This window comes from bacterium SCSIO 12696, from assembly GCA_024397955.1.
GTDB lineage: Bacteria > Pseudomonadota > Gammaproteobacteria > Pseudomonadales > Porticoccaceae > SCSIO-12696.
In genome coordinates this window covers 2,501,610-2,519,536 of sequence record CP073744.1, presented here as the reverse complement: position 1 = coordinate 2,519,536, position 17,927 = coordinate 2,501,610, and the positions used below count along the sequence as shown (strand labels likewise).

General features: G+C 51.3%; 14 protein-coding genes. 7 read left to right on the top strand and 7 right to left on the bottom strand.

From position 1 onward, the window contains the following. Positions 1-34 precede the first annotated feature (34 nt). Genes KFE80_11600 through KFE80_11585 form a run of 4 tightly spaced genes read right to left on the bottom strand, consistent with a single transcriptional unit; the run spans position 35 to position 5,549 of the window. On the bottom strand, positions 35-1,174 hold the full coding sequence (locus KFE80_11600; GenBank protein UTW45015.1) for a response regulator: 1,140 nt from the start codon (positions 1,172-1,174) through the stop codon (positions 35-37). Further along, a complete protein-coding gene (locus KFE80_11595; protein UTW45014.1) occupies positions 1,167-2,345 on the bottom strand; it encodes an HDOD domain-containing protein in 1,179 nt (392 codons plus the stop codon). Before KFE80_11595 ends, KFE80_11600 begins: the two co-directional genes overlap by 8 nt. A 16-nt stretch (positions 2,346-2,361) precedes the next feature. Beyond that, a complete protein-coding gene (locus KFE80_11590; protein ID UTW45013.1) occupies positions 2,362-4,593 on the bottom strand; it encodes a PAS domain-containing protein in 2,232 nt (743 codons plus the stop codon). After that, positions 4,590-5,549 (bottom strand): cytochrome-c peroxidase, encoded by a 960-nt coding sequence (locus tag KFE80_11585; protein ID UTW45012.1) that lies wholly within the window; start codon positions 5,547-5,549, stop codon positions 4,590-4,592. Before KFE80_11585 ends, KFE80_11590 begins: the two co-directional genes overlap by 4 nt. A gap of 189 nt (positions 5,550-5,738) precedes the next feature. Between KFE80_11585 and KFE80_11580 the strand changes: the two genes are divergently transcribed. Continuing rightward, a complete protein-coding gene (locus KFE80_11580; protein ID UTW45011.1) occupies positions 5,739-6,986 on the top strand; it encodes a PAS domain S-box protein in 1,248 nt (415 codons plus the stop codon). Positions 6,987-7,090: 104 nt separating this feature from the next. On the opposite strand, the gene KFE80_11575 is transcribed toward KFE80_11580, so the two are convergent. Then, the gene (locus KFE80_11575) at positions 7,091-8,488 is read right to left on the bottom strand and encodes a sodium-dependent transporter (protein ID UTW45010.1); all 1,398 of its coding nucleotides are present in this window, start codon (positions 8,486-8,488) and stop codon (positions 7,091-7,093) included. Between the two features lie 146 nt (positions 8,489-8,634). Between KFE80_11575 and KFE80_11570 the strand changes: the two genes are divergently transcribed. Genes KFE80_11570 through trmY form a run of 3 tightly spaced genes read left to right on the top strand, consistent with a single transcriptional unit; the run spans position 8,635 to position 11,054 of the window. Next, a complete protein-coding gene (locus KFE80_11570) occupies positions 8,635-9,681 on the top strand; it encodes a 3-deoxy-7-phosphoheptulonate synthase (GenBank protein UTW45009.1) in 1,047 nt (348 codons plus the stop codon). Further along, a complete protein-coding gene (locus KFE80_11565; protein UTW45008.1) occupies positions 9,681-10,454 on the top strand; it encodes a hypothetical protein in 774 nt (257 codons plus the stop codon). The genes KFE80_11570 and KFE80_11565 overlap by 1 nt, the downstream gene beginning before the upstream one ends. A 6-nt stretch (positions 10,455-10,460) precedes the next feature. Continuing rightward, entirely contained in the window at positions 10,461-11,054 is a 594-nt protein-coding gene (trmY, locus tag KFE80_11560) for a tRNA (pseudouridine(54)-N(1))-methyltransferase TrmY (protein UTW45007.1), read from the top strand. 2 nt (positions 11,055-11,056) lie between these two features. Here trmY and genX read toward each other — a convergent pair whose 3' ends face one another. Together genX and efp are read right to left on the bottom strand one after the other, a co-directional pair. Beyond that, the gene (gene genX / locus KFE80_11555; protein ID UTW45006.1) at positions 11,057-12,004 is read right to left on the bottom strand and encodes an EF-P lysine aminoacylase GenX; all 948 of its coding nucleotides are present in this window, start codon (positions 12,002-12,004) and stop codon (positions 11,057-11,059) included. A gap of 88 nt (positions 12,005-12,092) precedes the next feature. After that, positions 12,093-12,665, bottom strand: a complete 573-nt coding sequence (efp, locus tag KFE80_11550) for an elongation factor P (protein UTW45005.1) — start codon at positions 12,663-12,665, stop codon at positions 12,093-12,095. Positions 12,666-12,717: 52 nt separating this feature from the next. On the opposite strand from efp, the gene epmB reads away from it, so the two are divergent. The 3 genes from epmB (at position 12,718) to KFE80_11535 (ending at position 17,878) form a co-directional block, all read left to right on the top strand. Beyond that, positions 12,718-13,734: an EF-P beta-lysylation protein EpmB gene (gene epmB, locus KFE80_11545; protein ID UTW45004.1), complete on the top strand. Its 1,017-nt coding sequence runs from the start codon at positions 12,718-12,720 to the stop codon at positions 13,732-13,734. A gap of 223 nt (positions 13,735-13,957) precedes the next feature. After that, entirely contained in the window at positions 13,958-15,685 is a 1,728-nt protein-coding gene (locus KFE80_11540; protein UTW45003.1) for a hypothetical protein, read from the top strand. A gap of 72 nt (positions 15,686-15,757) precedes the next feature. Next, on the top strand, positions 15,758-17,878 hold the full coding sequence (locus tag KFE80_11535) for an EAL domain-containing protein (protein ID UTW45002.1): 2,121 nt from the start codon (positions 15,758-15,760) through the stop codon (positions 17,876-17,878). Positions 17,879-17,927: the final 49 nt, after the last annotated feature.

The window sequence follows — 17,927 nt, the reverse complement described above, 5'->3', positions numbered from 1 at the left end:
TAAACCTGTGCCCCCCGTTTTTGATCAGCCAAGGTTATTTACTCACAAGCACATCAACCTTACCCGGGGCTGATCCATTACTGCAAAAGTTTATCAAGCGAGTAATCATGGATGCAGAAATTGCCTGCCCCTTGCCCACCAACAGCGTGCCAGAAGAAGCAATAATGTCGCTGGCAACCACCATTCCCTCCACCAATTGTGCGACATTAATCTCTTTAACCACTTTCTCTGTTGAGACACTGACCACCTGTTCTAGCACCGCCAATATCTGAGGATCATACAAGTGACCGTTGGCCTTAATTTTGGAAAAAGCCTCCTCAGCAGACAGCCCCCGCGCTTCTCCGGATACCAAATCCATTACCGGTTTGAGCAGGCGAGCTCCCAAAGGTATTTGCTCTCCTGAAACGCCATCGCTGGGCAGCCCCGAACCATCGTAGGCCCTGTTCTGATAACGTATTGCCTGAGAAATTCCTTCCATACGGGGAATGTGATTAATCAGCTTGGCACCTACCTCTGGGTAGCCATCATATACCTGCTGCTCATCCTCACTCAGAGGTGAACCTTTGAGCGCGCGCTCAAGCACAGTATCTGACAAAGTGACCTTACCCACCTGCCCCAGCAATGCTGCCGCTTCCAGGTCCCAGGTTGATACTACACCCATTTTTTTGGCGCACTTGGCAACATAACCACTGATAACAGAGGCGTGACCAAAAATTTTCGGGCTTACCAGGGATAGTATCTCCACTAATGCATCGATACTTCCCTTTACCGTATTCTCCAAAAGCTCCTGCTCCATCTTGAGCAGTTTGTAATGATCCAATGCCGCATTGATCGCTTGCGCCATTTGATCAGGTGGGCAGGGTTTGTTCAAAAACCGATAAACATCGCTGGTATTGATAGCCGACACCGCAGTTTGTTGATCGGCGTTGCCAGTAAGCATTAACCGTACTGTATCGGGATAGCGTTCTTTTACTTGGCAAAGGAATTCAACGCCGTTCATCTCTGGCATATTCATATCAGACACTACGACTGGTGCAGGGCCCTCGGCCTCCATTAAGTCGAGAGCCTCTTTGCCACCAACGGCAGTCACCACTGTGAACTGCTTTCTTAGGGTACGCCGATAAGCCTGCAGAATGCTGGGCTCGTCATCGACAAACAGTATTTTTTCAGTCATCTTTACAATCTACCTGATCACAGAATTCTTCAGTCACGCGTACCCATTGGCGCAGTGTTTCCGCACCCACAACGGCACCCAGGTAATCCAGATCTAATCTGTCGTTCTCAAGTGTAATTTCGACACCTTCTCCACCTTCTCCATGAGCCGTTAACATAGCCCAAGAAAAGTGCAGCACAGCTAAGGGGGACATTTCTTCTATCTGGCTGTCTGCAGGGCACTGATGCCAGCGCACTGCTTCCACGACCGGAAATGGCATCGCCCAAATACCCAACAAATAGCTACCAATATGCGGCAATCTGGATTCATCATCGCCCAAACCGACCATCAGCGACGGATACACAAGGGCAATCAGCGCACCCAGATTACACATCATCCCAGCAATTTGCCCATGATCGATCGCCCTGGCGGACAAGTTACTTTCTTTGGCTATTTTCCCGCACAAAACGCCCACTCGCTGACTGTCACGATTGAGCCGCTCGATCTCCTCTACTCCGCTTTGGCCCGAACTAAAACAGGAAAATACACTGGTAGACAATGCCAAGTTTTTAAGAGTGTCCATGCCAAGTATGGAGGCTGCCTGGCTCGGCGATTCAATATGCCTTACCAACGCAAAAAATGCCGAGTTGACAATTTTTAGTATGCTAGCGGAGAGGCCGACATCTCTGGATATGATGTCTCCGACACGCTCCAAAGAAGAATCGTCCGAACAAGTTTCTCGCATCAGCTCATCGTAAACCACCGGCAAAGCCGGCAATGATCCAATGGAGCCCATTAGAGATTTTAATTCCCTCTCGCACAAGGATTCCTGCAAACGAAGTGCGCGGTTGATCGACTTGGTGATCCTGTCACTGTCTGCAGGCTTGGAAATAAACTGGTGGGTAGCGTGCAGGCTTTCGAGAATCATCTCTTCATTCGCATACCCCGAAAGCACAATCCTCAAGGTAGAAGGCGACAACTCTTTTACTTTTGCAAGTAACTCCCCACCATTCATATGAGGCATACGCATGTCACTGACGATGATATCGAAAGAATTATCATCCAATGACGACAGAAATTCATCGCCAGACAAAAAGAAACTCATTTGCCATTCTTTGCGATTACAACGCAACATTCTGCGCAAGCCATCCAAAACATTTTTATCGTCGTCTACAAAAGCAATCCGTTTCATTGCACTTCCTTTTTAATTACGCAGTTTTCGGTTGTGATACAGGCAAGAGAATACGGAAAGTAGTACCTTGGCCTGGCTCGCTATCTACTTCTATCTTGCCGTTGTGATTCTCAACAATCAGTCGATAAGCAATACTCAAACCTTGACCAGTGCCCTTACCCACTTCTTTGGTGGTAAAAAATTGATCGAAAATACGACTTTTGACCGACTCCGCCATACCGGCACCGTTATCACTAATTTCTATAGATACCTGTTCCCCACTTCCTCTGGTGCGAACGGTAATTAGCCCACCTAAATCATCGGGGTCATCAAATTTATCAACAATGGCATGCGCAGCATTAACAATCATGTTAAGCACTACCTGATTAACATCACCCACCACACATTCTACCAATGGAAGATTATCATCGAAGTCAGTCTCCAGTTTGGCAAAATATTTCCACTCTGATTTGGAAACAATAATAGTGCTCTGCAGTGCTCCATTAATATCGGCTAATTCCAAAGATTCACCTGGGTGAGAATAATCTTTCATGGCGCGAACAATGGTAGCTATTCGCTCCATACCACTTGCAGATTGAGACAGTGCTTGTGGAATTTCCTCAGCGAGATATTCCATATCCGCCTCATCCAATAGATCTTCTACTACTTTCTTGGTCGACTCTTCAGTGGATCTTCCAACCTCAGCTTCCATTTCTTTTATTAGGGTTATCAAATCCCCTGCCGATTCCTGAAGAAATACAAGATTGTCGGAAATAAACTGGGCCGGAGTATTAATTTCGTGAGCCACACCAGCGGCCAGCTGGCCAACCGATTCCATCTTTTGAGCGTGATTCAACTCTTCCTGAATCCGTTTCCTATCTTCTCCAGCCTTTTTAAATTCGTGAATATCAGACACCAAGCAAACGACGGATTTAACAGCACCATCTTCAACAATAGGCACTCCGACCTCCCTAACCCAGCGCTCATCTTCCAGTGACCTTATAATTCTATATTCCATATTAAATGGAGAATGCTCAGCAACGCCGTCATCAAAAGCGGTGCAAGTGGATTGCTGGTCATCTGGATGGATCTGCCGCCTCAAATCTTCTTGACTAGAAATTTTCCCTGAACTGCACCCCCAAATTTCTTCTGCTCCCCGGCTCATGTAAGCCACTGCATCATTCACTACATCGTATTCATAAACACAACCGTGCAAGTTATTGATAATAACGTTCAATCTTTCTCTGGATTCCTTTAATTCAACCAGATTTTTTTCCCGCTCTTTCTTTTCAGCCTGCAAATTATCTGTAGCGAGTTTCAAATTTTTTGTACGTTCTTCGACCATACTTTCTAGATTTTCATTTTGCACCAGAAGCTGGCTAGCTAAACGACTCGAATTTCTGGCCTGAAATATTCCATAAAAAAGAATGGTCAAAGCCACTACAGCAAAACTGTATCGGTACATTGATGAGCGCTCATCATGTTGCCTATACTCACTGTCCAATTTGTATTCGAACACGTCTAGCTGTTGCTCAAACTGGCTGGATAATGATACTTCCTCCCTGACTATCTGGCTGATCACAGACTCCCTGCCATTAATAATTTTGAAATGGCCGATGATAAATCCCAAAAATTCATCAATATCTTCAAAGGAGTTTCTGTGTCGCTCGCGTATGGTAGAAAGGCTAGCATTTAACACGTCATGGTCATCGTCAACCATTGCGTGAATAGCTTTCAAAGCATCCGCTTCCAATACGTCAAGATCTTCATTCAACGCCTGGTTGTCCGCATACATCTGACGAAGATCAGCTATGAGCTGAAAAACGATAAGCTGAGAATTTCTGAATACTGAAAAATTAGATTTAAACTCTTCAACAATCTGCATACGGCTAATAAGAGATACTTCCAATTCCTGAGAAGAAATATCTATTGTTTCTTTTCCGAACAACCAACTGCCAAAAGCAAGGCCCTCCTCACCTTCCGCTTGTTGGTACTGCTGCTCCTTCTTTGCCAGAGCAGACAGTAGCCGATTGAGTGTCGATGTTTTTTCCACCAAGCCATCGTAATCCACCACAAAACCACCACGAACCTCCAATAGTTTGGCGTGAAGTTCCTGCGATCTCAGTCTGATCTCTGAGACCAGACTCTTCTGGTGATCATAACTGGCGCTGTATTTATTGATGCTCAGAAGGGAAAAGCTCGCCAGTAATATAAAAAAGAAGCCAATAATCATCTTGGCATACACAGAAAGAGAAGCTGTTTTTTTCATTGTAAGTCCTCCCTGACTTCACCAGAGAGTGACCTTAAAAAAGCCTCAATCGCCTGCACTTGACTATCGCTTATGCCTCGCCCTAATTGATACCGAGCCATAGTCCGTATAGCTTCTGCTAACGTTTCCACGCTGCCATCGTGAAAGTAAGGCGCTGTTTTCGCCACATTGCGCAGCCCTGGCACTTTAAATTTAAATCGATCACTCTCTTTTCCTGTCACATTGAAACGCCCGTAATCCGCTTCTGTAACAGCACCCCTATCGCGAAAATAGTCCCCCATAATGCCGAACTGCTGAAACATATTGCCTCCAACATTTTGGCCTTGATGACAGGATACACACCCCATTTGTATAAACAGGCGATAACCCTCTTTGGCACGATCGGTGATAGCCGACTCTTCTCCCAGCAAGTAGCGATCAAAGGGAGAACCTGGTGTCACTAAAGCTTTTTCATACGATGCTATGGCACGGGCGATGTTTGTCGCCGTTATACCGTCTGGGTAGATATCCCGAAACTCTTCCACCCAATCCCGGTTCACCGACAATTTCTGGATCACCTCTTGCCATGAGCTGTTCATTTCCAAAGGGTTGTGTATAGGGCCTTCTGCCTGTTGCTCTAGCGTTTCTGCCCGACCATCCCAAAATTGAAATGCATTAAGGCTACTATTGAGTACGGTAGGAGCATTGATTGGCCCAATTTGACCACCCACACCAATTGAAAAGCGCAGATCATCATCACCACCACCATCAACCTTGTGACAGGAAGCACAGGAAACGCTGTTGTCACCGGACAGCTCTACACTGTGGAACAAACGCTTACCAAGCTGAACTGCGCCTTCATCCAAGTCGTGAGGGGTCAATATTGGCGTAATAGGCTCACTGATAGAAAGAGGTACGAACAGGAAGGAAAGACCGATATACAGGGACTTTTTTCCACAACACACCAAACGTTTCATTACCACTCTCCTTTGTGTAGCAAACTGCCGGTGATTGCCTTACGATTTCGTGGTCTTAGTTAAGAGCAGACTCTATTTGTATTATTTTTTTTACAACTGTCTCTACATCGGCAACCTAATCAATAACCTTTAGTTTTTCATGGTTATTCTTTCTCGAATAGCCTCCACTAAATAATCAAAGGCACTGCAATGTCATATCAACATCCTGGAATGCCAGGAGACAAAGACACTCTGTTAGCCATTATTGAGAGCCTTAACGACGGATTTGTAGTCTGTGATATGGATGGTCATTTCACACACTTCAACAAGGCTGCAGAAAGGATCCTTGGAGTTGGCGCTTCTTCCGGTGGCCCAGACAGCTGGAGCGATACATACGGCATATTCAAAACCGACCGCACAACACCATTCCCACCGGAAGAACTGCCACTGGCTCGCGCCATAGGTGGTGAAACAACCCATAACATCACTATGTGTATCCAAAAGCCTGGAGGAGCAACCCACTCGATCCTTCTTGAGGTCAGTGGCGCTCCAGTTATGTCCAGCCGTGGAGAGCAAATTGGCGCAGTGGTGGTATTCCGCGACATTGAAGAAAAAGCACAATTGCAGCAACAACTGTTGCAGGCGCAAAAACTGGAGGCTATCGGTCAGCTGGCAGCTGGCATCGCCCATGAAATCAATACGCCTGTGCAATTTGTGCACAACAACCTGGAGTTCCTGGAACGTTCTTTCAGTGAACTAATGGAACTGTTGCAACAGTTTCAAGCACTGCTACAAAGCGCGCCCGAAGCTCTGGCTTCAAAATTCAACCAACTGCTGGAAGAGGCCGACATGGAATTTTTGGCCGAAGAGATACCCGATTCTCTGCAGCAATCGTGCGGCGGCATGAAAGCCATTGCTGAGATAGTTTCTGCCATGAAAGGCTTTTCCCACCCAGGCAACAATAACCAGCAGCCCGTAGATATTAATTGCGCCATAGAAAATACGCTGATAGTCGTGCGCAATGAGTGCAAAGACAGCATTGATATTGAGACAGACCTGGATAGCAAACTCCCTAAAGTATTGGGCTTTCCAGCAGAGTTGAATCAGGTTTGGATCAATATCATCCTTAACGCTATGCAGGCGATTTCCGGGAAAAGTGAAGGCATGGAAAATTGTGAAGATCGCATCACCATCACCACCACTCGTAGCGAGAGCGACAAGGTATTGATCCGTATAGCAGACACTGGGCCGGGCATTCCCAGTGACATTCAACACAAAATCTTTGAGCCCTTTTTTACCACCAAGGGTGTGGGCAAAGGAACAGGCCAAGGCTTGGCCATTGCCCACTCAATTATTGTGGGCAAACATCATGGTTCTATTGAGGTGAACAGCGCCATTGGCAAAGGCACCACTTTTACTATAAAACTGCCGATCACGGAGGCACACCTTGGTTCGTAATTGATGATTTGATGTGTCAGGCCATCCAATAAAAACTGGCATCTGCTAACAGATGCCAGTTGTCACTACAGGCGGCACTCAATCGGAGGAATTAAGCGCTACCTTTATTCCGTGATGCCTCTAAACAAAATAATCAGCACCGCCACTGGCGCCACAAAACGGATAAAGAAACGCCAGGCCTGATAGACCAAAGGATTATGAATATCCAGTTCTTCGAAACTGGACTTGCGGCTAATAAACCAACCGGCAAAGATAGCGATAAACAATCCACCTAATGGCAACAACAAACGGCTGGAGAACGCATCCATCAGATCGCCAAATGTAAGATATAAGAACGAGCCTGGATCCTCTGGTTTGATAGCAAAAATATCTGAAAGCGTCCAAGTCATTTTGCCACTAAACGCCAAAATAGACAGCACACTAATAGCGGCAGTAATCAGGGTAATAATCACCGCGCTTTTCTGGCGGCTGGTATTTTTGCGCTCTTCCGCCCAGGAAATCAACGGCTCCAACAAACCCACCATGGAGGTAATAGCAGCCACCGACAACAACATAAAAAAGACAATGCTCACCCCGTAGCCGCCGGGCATTTGGGAGAACGCCACCGGTAGAGTTTTAAATATCAGACCAGGGCCACTCTGAGGATCAAGCCCATTGGCGAATACGGCGGGGAAGATCGCAAAGCCGGCGAGCAGCGCAACAAAGGTATCGGCCAAAACAATAATAAAGACCGACTTACTGATAGAAATGGATTTGGGCAGATAAGCGCCAAAGGTCATCATCCCGGCCATGCCCACGCCTACGGAGAAAAACGCCTGACCGATGGCCGCCAGCCACACCGCTCCGGTAATCTTGCTGAAGTCCGCGCTAAACAGGTAATCCACCGCTTCGGGAAAACCACCGGCAAACATGTGGTAAATCACCAGCACCACCAACAGCAGGAACAGGGTGGGCATCATCACCTTGACGGCTTTCTCAATACCATCCTGTACACCCCGGTAAATAATAAACCCGGTGACCCCAAGGGCAATGGCCGTCCACAACAACATACCCGGCACGTCCTGCACCGTGGCATTAAAGGTCGATTCGGCAACAGAGGCATCTATGCCCACAAAACCGGTATTCAGGGCTTTCCAGAAATAACTCAGCACCCAGCCGGCAATCACACAATAAAACACCTGGATGGTCAGAGCGGTAAGCAGGTTCATACCACCGGCGGCACCCCACACCTTGCTGGTGCCTTCCTGCTCGGCAACCGCCGCCATTGAAGCCGGCGGCGACAGCTTGCCACGTCGACCGATCATCACTTCCGCCATCAAGATCGGTACGCCAATGGCAAAAGCGCAAACCAAATACACCAGTACAAAAGCGGCGCCGCCATTTTCACCGGTCATATAAGGAAAGCGCCAGATATTACCCAGGCCAACGGCGAAGCCCACCGACGCCATCAAGAAACCAAAACGGGATGACCAGTTTTCGTGTTGCCCTGCAACCGCCGCCATCGCAAAACCCTCTAATTATTGTTGTCTAAGTACCCATTAATTCGGCCACTTTATCAGCTATAACAAAGCGAAACAAAGCACTGCCACCAACCCTCAGCCGGCGATGGTACAATCCGTCGCCGTTGTCTTTGTTGAAGGAAACTCTTATGTCCAGCCGTACGGACGACCTGCGTATTCGTCACAGCCAGCCGCTGTTGGCGCCGGCCATTCTCAGTAGTGAACTGCCGGTGCCCGCCAGTAGCGCCCAGTTGATTGCCCAATCGCGCACTACCATCGAAAATATTCTGAGCGGTAAAGATAAACGTCTGCTGGTGATGGTTGGCCCCTGCTCCATTCACGACCCGGCAGCGGCCATGGACTACGCCCGCCAGCTCAAGGAAGCCTCTGAAAAGTACAGCGACAAGTTATTTATTGTGTTGCGGGTGTATTTTGAAAAGCCCCGTACCGTGGTGGGCTGGAAAGGGCTGATTAATGACCCGGACCTGGACGGCAGCTTCCAAATCAACAAAGGCTTGAAAATCGCCCGCCAGCTGCTGCTGGATGTGGCGGAGTTGGGCTTGCCCGCTGCTTCGGAATTTCTGGATACGACGATTGGCCAATACTACGCCGACCTGGTGAGCTTTGCCGCCATCGGCGCGCGTACGGTGGAGAGCCAGATACACCGGGAACTGGCCTCTGGCTTGTCCATGCCAGTAGGATTTAAAAACCGCACCGACGGCGACATGCAAGTAGCGGTAGACGCCATCCGTTCTGCCAGCCACTCACACTGGTTTCCGTCACTCACCAAAGAGGGCTCCCCCGCCATTCTGGAAACCAGCGGCAACCCGCACTGTTATCTGATTCTGCGCGGCGGCAATGTTAGCGGGCCGAATTACAACGCCGAATCCGTAAACACCGCCAAAGCCGTATTGGAAAAAGGCGGCATTACCAGCAACCTGATTATTGATTGCAGCCATGGCAACAGCCTTAAAAATCCGGAAAACCAGCCACTGGTGGCAGAAGATATCGCCCAGCAAAGGGAAGCCGGAGAAACCGCCATTCGCGGGTTAATGCTGGAGAGCCATCTGGTGGGCGGCAACCAAAAACAAGTGACCGGTGAACCCTTAACGTATGGGCAGAGTATTACTGACGGCTGCCTGTCATTGGCAAATACCCTGCCCGTACTGGAACGACTGGCGGCAACGGTGCGCTGATGTTGTCACTGCTCAAACCCAAACCAGTTATCGACGACGACAGTGTTAGCTGGCTGTTGGATTGCTTTCACTGGGCCATCAGTGAGTACGACCGACAGGCCTTTCAGGAGTGTCCGCTGGTGCTGCCCAGCAATGATTTTTTCCCGGATCGGGTCAACAGCGTCCATGGTATGGCCCAGGCCATTTTTAGCCGGGTGACTCAGTACGCCGGGCTCAACCACTGGCCGTTTATTTTGGTCAGCCCGGAAAATTTTATTCCTGCACCGGTGCCGCGGCTATCGCTGGATACTCATCAGCGCGGTGATATTCAGGCTGCCAGTGACCCACACAGCCCCCAGTTAATCATCAGCTATCAGCCCCAGCAAACCAAACAGCCTCAGGCCATGGCAGCCAGTTTTAGTCATTTGGTGGCACAACACCTGGTGTACCAATCCGGGCAAACACCCCCAGGAGGCAATGATTACTTGTCACAGGCGACGGAAGTAGTGGCTATTTTTATGGGCTTTGGCTTGTTAATCACCAACTCCGCATACCAATTTCGCACCGGTTGCGGCAGCTGTTACGACCCGGCGGCCAATCGCAATGCGGTATTGTCTGAGCGGGAATCGCTGGTAGCCCTGGCCATCTTCTGCCATTTGAAAGGCATCGATAACCGCCACCTGTTCCAACATCTAAAAGGTCATCTCAAAGGCACTTATAAGCGTGCGCAAAAGCAATTGCAGTCATACCACAGCGAATTGGCGCAACTCAAACAGTTCGCAAAAGGGGAGTAACCAAGCATGCGCACCTTTGTTGTCCGTGCCCGCGCCGCACCCACCAACAGCCAAAAATTGTTGGCCGGTGTCGGCGGCGATGCTCACAGTGAAATTCTGGCGCACACTTTGATGAACGGCATTTTTGTGGCGCAATCTCACCGCAAAGATGTCAGGGTTCATCTGGTATTGGAAAGCACCCAGGATTTCTCCCGCACTATCAGTTTTGTGGCAGATAAACTGGAAAATATCGGTGGCTTTCACGAGCAAGCGTTGCTAGCCAAAGTTGTGGCTGCACTGGATGCGTCACAGGGTATGGGCAAAGAACAGCAAAAAACGGTTGAGCCGGGAATTACCGTACGCACTCTGAGTTTTGAAAAACTGGTGCAACAGCTTTCGGAAAATCATCAGCTCTATGTCATGGATAAAAAAGGAGAAGACATCGGTGACACAACTTTTGGCGACAACCCGTGCTTTTTACTCACCGACCATATTCCCATGCCGAAAAAAAGCTTTAACAGCCTGAAGCGTTTGGGAGCGGAGAAAATCAGCTTGGGCAATACCATGTTGTTTGCTTCCCAGTGTGTGACCTTGATTCATCACTATCTGGATAGCCAATAGCCTCAAAGGCGATCAAAGGAAAACGGCAACACCTCACCAATATTGTTTTTACTCAAAACAGCCATTAGCAAACGATCCACCCCCAACGCCACACCGGCACACTCAGGCAAGCCGCTTTGTAGGGCCGCCAACAGTTTGGTATCGGCCTGAACCACTTTTTTACCGGCCGTTTGCCGCTGCTCGCAATCCCATTCAAATCGTTGTGTTTGCTCTTGAGCATCGACCAATTCCCAATAGCCATTAGCCAGCTCCATACGGTGTAAAAACGCTTCGAAGCGGCGGGCTACCCGGCGGCCATTTTCATCTTCCGCAATACGCGCCAACGCCGCCTGGCACTCGGGGTAATCGTATACCAGTACCAAGCCGTCAGGCAGGTTGGGCTCAACCAGCAAACTGAATATTAAATCCAGGCAAGTAGCACGAGGCTCATTAAATGCGTCACAACCCGCAACTTGCGCTGCAACAGTTTGCAGCTGGGACAATTCACCACGGTGAGGGTCGATACCAATGTGCTCGTAAAACAGCTCACCATAAGACGCTTTTTGTATCGCTAAAGGCTCTGGGTACAGCGCACCGACAAGCTCCGCCACCTCATCCATCAAACGATGGTCATCCCAACCCAGCCGGTACCATTCCAACAGAGTAAATTCTGGATTGTGGCGGCCGCCGGCTTCACCATCGCGAAAGGCTTTGCCCAGACAATAAATATCACCACTGCCCGCCGCCAGCAGGCGCTTCATAAAATACTCTGGGGACGATTGCAGAAAATAGCTGCCGCCGTTGCAACGGGCTTCGACGCTGTCAATATGAAGATCAGTCACTGCACGGGCACCCAGCACCGGCACATCCACCTCATAGGCGCTGCGGGCGTTAAAAAAATCTCGAATTTTTGCCAGCAGATGGGCGCGAGTACGCAGGGTGTCGATGGATGCAGACGGTTGCCAGTTCATAGGTAGGAAAAAGCTACTGGCCACAGGCTACGAGCAGCCCGAAGCCCGAAGCCCGAAGCCCGAAGCCCGAAGCCCGAAGCCAAAAGTATTAATCTGCCTTGGCCCTGCCCTGATACTCTCCAGTCCGAGTATCCACCTTCACCACCTCACCGATGTTCAAAAACAGCGGTACTTTTACCACTGCGCCGGTGCTGAGAGTCGCGGGTTTGTTGCCGCCTTGGGCAGTATCACCACGCAGGCCTGGATCGGTTTCAACAATTTCCAGCTCAACGTGGTTAGGGGGTGTTACAGACAGGGGCGCGCCGTTGTACAAGGTAACAATGCAGGTATCCTGCTCTTTCAGCCACTGAGCCGCATCGCCCACAGCTTTTTCATCCGCCTGGTACTGTTCGAAGGTGTTGGGCTCCATAAAGTGCCACATCTCACCGTCGTTATAGAGGTACTGCATGTCGGTATCCATCACATCGGCACCTTCCAGCTGTTCACCGGATTTAAAGGTGCGTTCCCACACCCGGCCGGTTTTCAGGTTGCGCAGTTTCACCCGATTAAACGCCTGGCCCTTACCAGGCTTAACGAATTCGTTTTCCACGATGGAACAGGGGTCGCCGTCTAACATAACTTTCAGACCGCTGCGGAATTCGTTGGTAGAATAGTTTGCCATTGTTGCCTCTATGTACTGGTTACTTACTGTACTGGTTATTTGAAAGCCGCCTATGATACCTCGAACTCAGCTTGTATTGGAGCCCACCCCCTGGCAACAGGAGCTGTCCAATTGCATCACCGACCCGGAACAACTGTTCCGGCTATTGGAACTGCCACCTCACCAAATGGAAGCCGCTCTCGCCGCCTGCCGTGACTTCCCCCTGCGTGTGCCCCAACCCTACCTGCAGCGCATTGCCAAAGGCGATCTCAACGACCCCTTGCTCAAACAGGTTTTACCGCTTGGCAACGAGTTGATTGCCGCCCCCGGTTACAACCGCGACCCGGTGGGTGAAAGCGAAACTAACCCGGCATCAGGGCTGATTCACAAATACCGTGGTCGAGTGTTGCTGATTATCAGCCCGGCCTGTGCGATTAATTGCCGCTACTGCTTTCGTCGTCATTTCCCCTACAGCGACAACAAACCCAGCCGGGCGCAATGGCAACAGGCGCTGGATTACATCGCCGGTGATACATCCATAGAGGAAGTGATCTACAGCGGCGGCGACCCATTGGCTGCATCAGACCGGCAACTGGCCTGGCTCACCGAACAAGTGGCGGCCATCGCCCACGTAAAACGAATCCGGGTGCACACCCGCTTGCCGGTGGTTATTCCTCAACGAATCACCGAAGAGTGCCTGGATTGGCTGACCAACAGCCGCCTGCAACCGGTGATGGTGATTCACAGCAACCACAGCAACGAAATAGACGACGCCGTCGCCAGCGCTATGACCAAGCTGAGGGAAGCTGGCGTGACCTTGCTGAACCAAACCGTGCTGCTGCGCGGCATCAACGACAACAGCGACACCTTGGCAGCACTCAGCGAACGCTTATTCCAAGCCGGTGTGCTGCCCTACTACCTTCATGTACTGGATAAAGTGCAAGGCGCCGCCCACTTTGACGTACCAGAAGCCAATGCCCAACAGCTGGCCGCCGCATTGCTCAGCCGCCTACCCGGCTATCTGGTACCTAAATTGGTACGCGAAGATGCGGGCTTTACCTCAAAAACACCACTGCAACCGTTGTTATAGTTAAGGGCACTTGTGATAAACAACCAGCACAGCAATGTGCCGCCGCCAGCAAAAACGGCGCGGGCCCGAATAATAAAGAAGCACCGCGCAGCATCACCAGATTTTGCAGTGCCACACAATCAAATACACAGGGCATTTATTTCATTGCCCGGCGAATAGTGCCTTTGGCGGCGGGGAACCGCTATACTGGCCATAAAAAGGCTTGTCGCAACAAGGAGCGCGCTTGGATACGCCCCAACACGATGAACAGTTGATCGCCCTGTGTCGGCGCCTCTCCGGCCCGGCGCAATCCCTTGATCACCTCTCCCTGTGCGACCATAACCCAGACATTATGGCGCTGTTTATCGAGCGCCTGGACGGCGACGACCCGGCGCGCATCAGCAGCACACTCTACGGTTTAGTCAAAGAATTACCCGCCCTCAATGTGCCGGCACTGCAAAAACTGGCGCTGCTGAATTTGACCTACCCGCTGGTGATTGAGTGTGCCGATCAGTTAAGCCGCACTCGCCTGACACCAAAAACCGCCAAGAATATTGCCCTCTCCCAAGCACTGCTGAAGCACTTGGCCGCCGGCTTTCGTACCGTGGTATCCGGTATTGGCCAGGAAAATTACGACAACCTGCCAGAGCCTCAGCTGATACAAGCCATAGCCCATGCCATAGAAGTGGCGGGCATCATGTACCTGCGTGCACTGCAATTTTATCTGGACACACCCCCTCAATTTTGGGCCGATGTGCACCTGCTTTACCGCATTGCCGAACACTGCAGCATCCCCAAAAAGCAACGTGAACACCACGGCGAAGGCAGCTTTACGGTTCGTTGCGATTACATGCGCCTGCTGTTGGTTGCCAGCAGCAACCCCGGCCAATTTCCCGCCAGCGACCTGAAACGAATTTTCAACGGCCTGCCCAGCTGGGTGGATACCGTGCAGTTTCAGGATGATATCGAAGGCAACAGCGTGTTTGTGGTAGATACCGACGATGACCTGCCACCCTTTTACCGCTCCCAATTGGACGATGCCTCCAGCACCGGGTTGCGCGCGCTGAATCTGGATCGGTTGGTCAACTACCTGGAAGGCAAGCTCTACAACAACCCGGATGCGGCGCTGATCGATAATTTTGCCCGTCGCCTGGTGACCAACCTCAGCCAGGCGTGGAGCATCGAAAGCGCCAGACAATCGGAAAGGAACAGCGACGACGCCCAATCGGTTGAATTGGTGTACGGCCTTTCCTACAGCCATACCGCCCTCGCAGAGGCGAACTTTGAGCAGTTTCTGCGCAGCTTGAGCTCGCAGGAAGAAGCCACCCCGGAAAAATTTCAGCTGCAGCCCCAAGGCGAATCACGGGGCAAGCGGGTAGCCAGCCATCAAAATGATGTTTGGCGTAACGCACCGGATGTGGCCCGCCAGAAAAACACCGCCTTACCCAGCGCCAGTGCCATGAGCCTGTCTGGTGCCGCACAGTCGAACGAAGCGGAAGAACAACGCAACCACCTGTACGCCACTCTGGTTAATCGCAGCCCTCAGGGCGCCTGCCTTGGCTTTGCCAAAGGCGAGCACCCCAAAGTCATGCCCGGAGAAGTGGTGTGCTGCCGCTATGAGGAAGATCAGCCCTGGCAATTGGGCCTGGTGCGCTGGAAGCGCATTACCCCCGGCTTGCAAATGCAACTGGGCATTGAATTGCTGGCCATGAAGCCGCACCCCAGGGCTGCGCGCATTCTTCGGGAAAATAAGGCCGCCGGGCCCTACCTGCCCGCATTGCTATTAAGCGCCACTCAAGGGGCCATCCAGCCACCCCAGGTGCTGCTGCCAGTTATGCCTTTCAAGCAGGGAGATCGGGTGCATTTACTGGGGGGCAAACGCGGCGCAGTCGCCACATTGTCGGTGCCCATCGATGCCACCAGCCACGTCAGTCGATTTACTTTGGAAGACACTGGGCGCCAGGAATCGTGATTTGTAAAGAAACCCACAACAACGTCCGATATCTATTAGCCAACCATTTAATGCAGTAACGGTTACCCCTGTATGCAATCACAAGACAACACCCTGAAAACCCTGTTTATTCACGACCATGTGGACGAGGCAGACCGCATGGCCAGTTTGCTGCGCAACGCGGGCTACAAGGTATCCCCCAAGCACGTGGAATCGGAAGGTGAATTGCCACAACTGCTGCAAAACAACCACTGGGATTTGATTCTCGCCCAGTACGAGTGCACTAACATCAGCATGCAGGCGATTTTTCACAACACCCGTCGCCTTAACCGGGACATTCCCGTTGTTACCATCACCGAACAGCCGGATACCGCTCGCCTGGAAGGGTTACGCCTGGGGGCGTCGGATGTGGTTACCGTGGACGATGACCAACACCTGTTGCTGGTGGTGTCCCGAGCACTGTACAACCTGGGCCAACGGCGGCGTCTGCGCCACTGGAAACGGCGCTACTCCGAGGCAGAAACCCGCTGCCAGCAATTGCTGGACAACTCCCGGGACGCGATTGCCATCATCAAGGAAGGCACTTACATGTACAGCAACGACAGCTACGCTCAGCTGTTCGGCTACATGGACAAAGACGAAATGCTGTGTCTGCCGGTGATCGACACCATCGCCCCCAAAGATCAGGAACAAATCAAAGCCCTGCTAAAAACCCAGTACAGTGATGAAACCTGGGAGAGCAGTGAACGTTATTTTCAAGGTATGCGCAGCGATGATTTACCCATCGACCTGACTGTGCAGGTATCGCAAATCGAGTATGAAGACGAACCTGCGCTGCAGTTTTGCATCAACCACAGCTTTTTCAACGTGGGTGGCCAGCCGATTCCGGCGGCACACAACGCCCCTGCTCCGGCGCAAGAACCCAGCACCGGAGGCGGTTACACCGAAATTCGCCTGCACAAGCTGATCGAGCACATCAACGGCGCCATACGCCGGGCAGCGCAAATGAGCAAAGACTCATTGCTGATGCTGATCAAACTGGATCAGTTCGATACCCTGCGGGAAGAAAACGGCATCAAGCTGACGGAAGACCTGCTCCACACCGTGGCCGAGCTAGTGGAAAAACACACCCCCGATCAGCACACCCTGAGCCGCTTCCAGGAAGACAGCTTTATCATGCTGCTGCCCGCTACAGATGCCGACAACGGCCTGCGACTGGGGGAAAGCCTGTGCAGCGAGCTGGCCCAGGAAATCATCACTATTGGCCAACAAACCTTCGCGGCCACTCTGAGCATTGGCATCACCGTCATCTCTGAAACTGTCACCACCGTGGAAAGCGCCATTGGCCGCTGTGCAGACGCCATTGGCAAACTGCGCGACGAACAAGGCAGTGCCAATATGGGCAACGGTGCCCGGCTGTACGAACTGGAATTTTCACCCTCCATCGAGGAGATTGGTGCCAATACCGAAACCATGGGCCGCCGTCTGTTGGGCAACGAACAATACGAACTGTTGTTCCAGCCCATTATCAACCTGCACGGTGCGGGCGAACCGTTTTATGAAGTGCTGATTCACATCCGCCCGGAAGCCAACCCCAAAAACTACCCGGTGGACTTTATTTCCCAGATATTCAAAACCGACGCCGGTTCGGATATTGACCGCTGGGTGATTCGCCAGGCGCTGACCGAACTGCGGGAAAAACAGGTCGCCATCCCGGAAACACGCCTGTTTATCAACCTCAGCCGCGCCACCTTTTGCGACCCCGGATTTATCGCCTGGATCAAAGACGCCATCGCTCAGGCGGGCATCGCCACCGCCTCGCTGATCTTTCAGCTGCGGGAACTGGATATTGGTCGCTACCTCAACCAGGCCACCGAAGTGTGCCAGGCGCTGCGCGAACTGGGCAGCCAGGTTTCCCTGTCTCACTTTGGCCTGTCTCTCGACCCGATGACCATGCTGGAACGGCTGTCGGTGGATTACGTGAAACTGGATCGCATGTTGGTGGACAAAGCCCAGGAGGGCGAGGGCGGCCAGGAAGCCATTGAAGAAACCATCAACCAACTGCGCGCCGGAGAAGAACGCATCATCGTGCCCTTTATCGAAAACCCGGCGATGATGCCCACCCTGTGGAAAATGGGCGTTCACTACATCCAGGGGCACTACCTGCAAGCCCCGCAACCCCATATGAATTACGATTTTACTGGGGAACAGTAACTCGGCTACGGATTACGACCGTCATTATCCCCCTGCCGTCATTCCCGCA

Coding starts and splice junctions, on each gene's coding strand:
- KFE80_11600 (UTW45015.1), bottom strand. CDS start 1,174: ATGACTGAAAAAATACTGTTTGTCGATGACGAGCCCAGCATTCTGCAG.
- KFE80_11595 (UTW45014.1), bottom strand. CDS start 2,345: ATGAAACGGATTGCTTTTGTAGACGACGATAAAAATGTTTTGGATGGC.
- KFE80_11585 (UTW45012.1), bottom strand. CDS start 5,549: ATGAAACGTTTGGTGTGTTGTGGAAAAAAGTCCCTGTATATCGGTCTT.
- KFE80_11575 (UTW45010.1), bottom strand. CDS start 8,488: ATGGCGGCGGTTGCAGGGCAACACGAAAACTGGTCATCCCGTTTTGGT.
- KFE80_11535 (UTW45002.1), top strand. CDS start 15,758: ATGCAATCACAAGACAACACCCTGAAAACCCTGTTTATTCACGACCAT.
- efp (UTW45005.1), bottom strand. CDS start 12,665: ATGGCAAACTATTCTACCAACGAATTCCGCAGCGGTCTGAAAGTTATG.
- KFE80_11570 (UTW45009.1), top strand. CDS start 8,635: ATGTCCAGCCGTACGGACGACCTGCGTATTCGTCACAGCCAGCCGCTG.
- epmB (UTW45004.1), top strand. CDS start 12,718: ATGATACCTCGAACTCAGCTTGTATTGGAGCCCACCCCCTGGCAACAG.
- KFE80_11565 (UTW45008.1), top strand. CDS start 9,681: ATGTTGTCACTGCTCAAACCCAAACCAGTTATCGACGACGACAGTGTT.
- genX (UTW45006.1), bottom strand. CDS start 12,004: ATGAACTGGCAACCGTCTGCATCCATCGACACCCTGCGTACTCGCGCC.
- trmY (UTW45007.1), top strand. CDS start 10,461: ATGCGCACCTTTGTTGTCCGTGCCCGCGCCGCACCCACCAACAGCCAA.
- KFE80_11580 (UTW45011.1), top strand. CDS start 5,739: ATGTCATATCAACATCCTGGAATGCCAGGAGACAAAGACACTCTGTTA.
- KFE80_11590 (UTW45013.1), bottom strand. CDS start 4,593: ATGAAAAAAACAGCTTCTCTTTCTGTGTATGCCAAGATGATTATTGGC.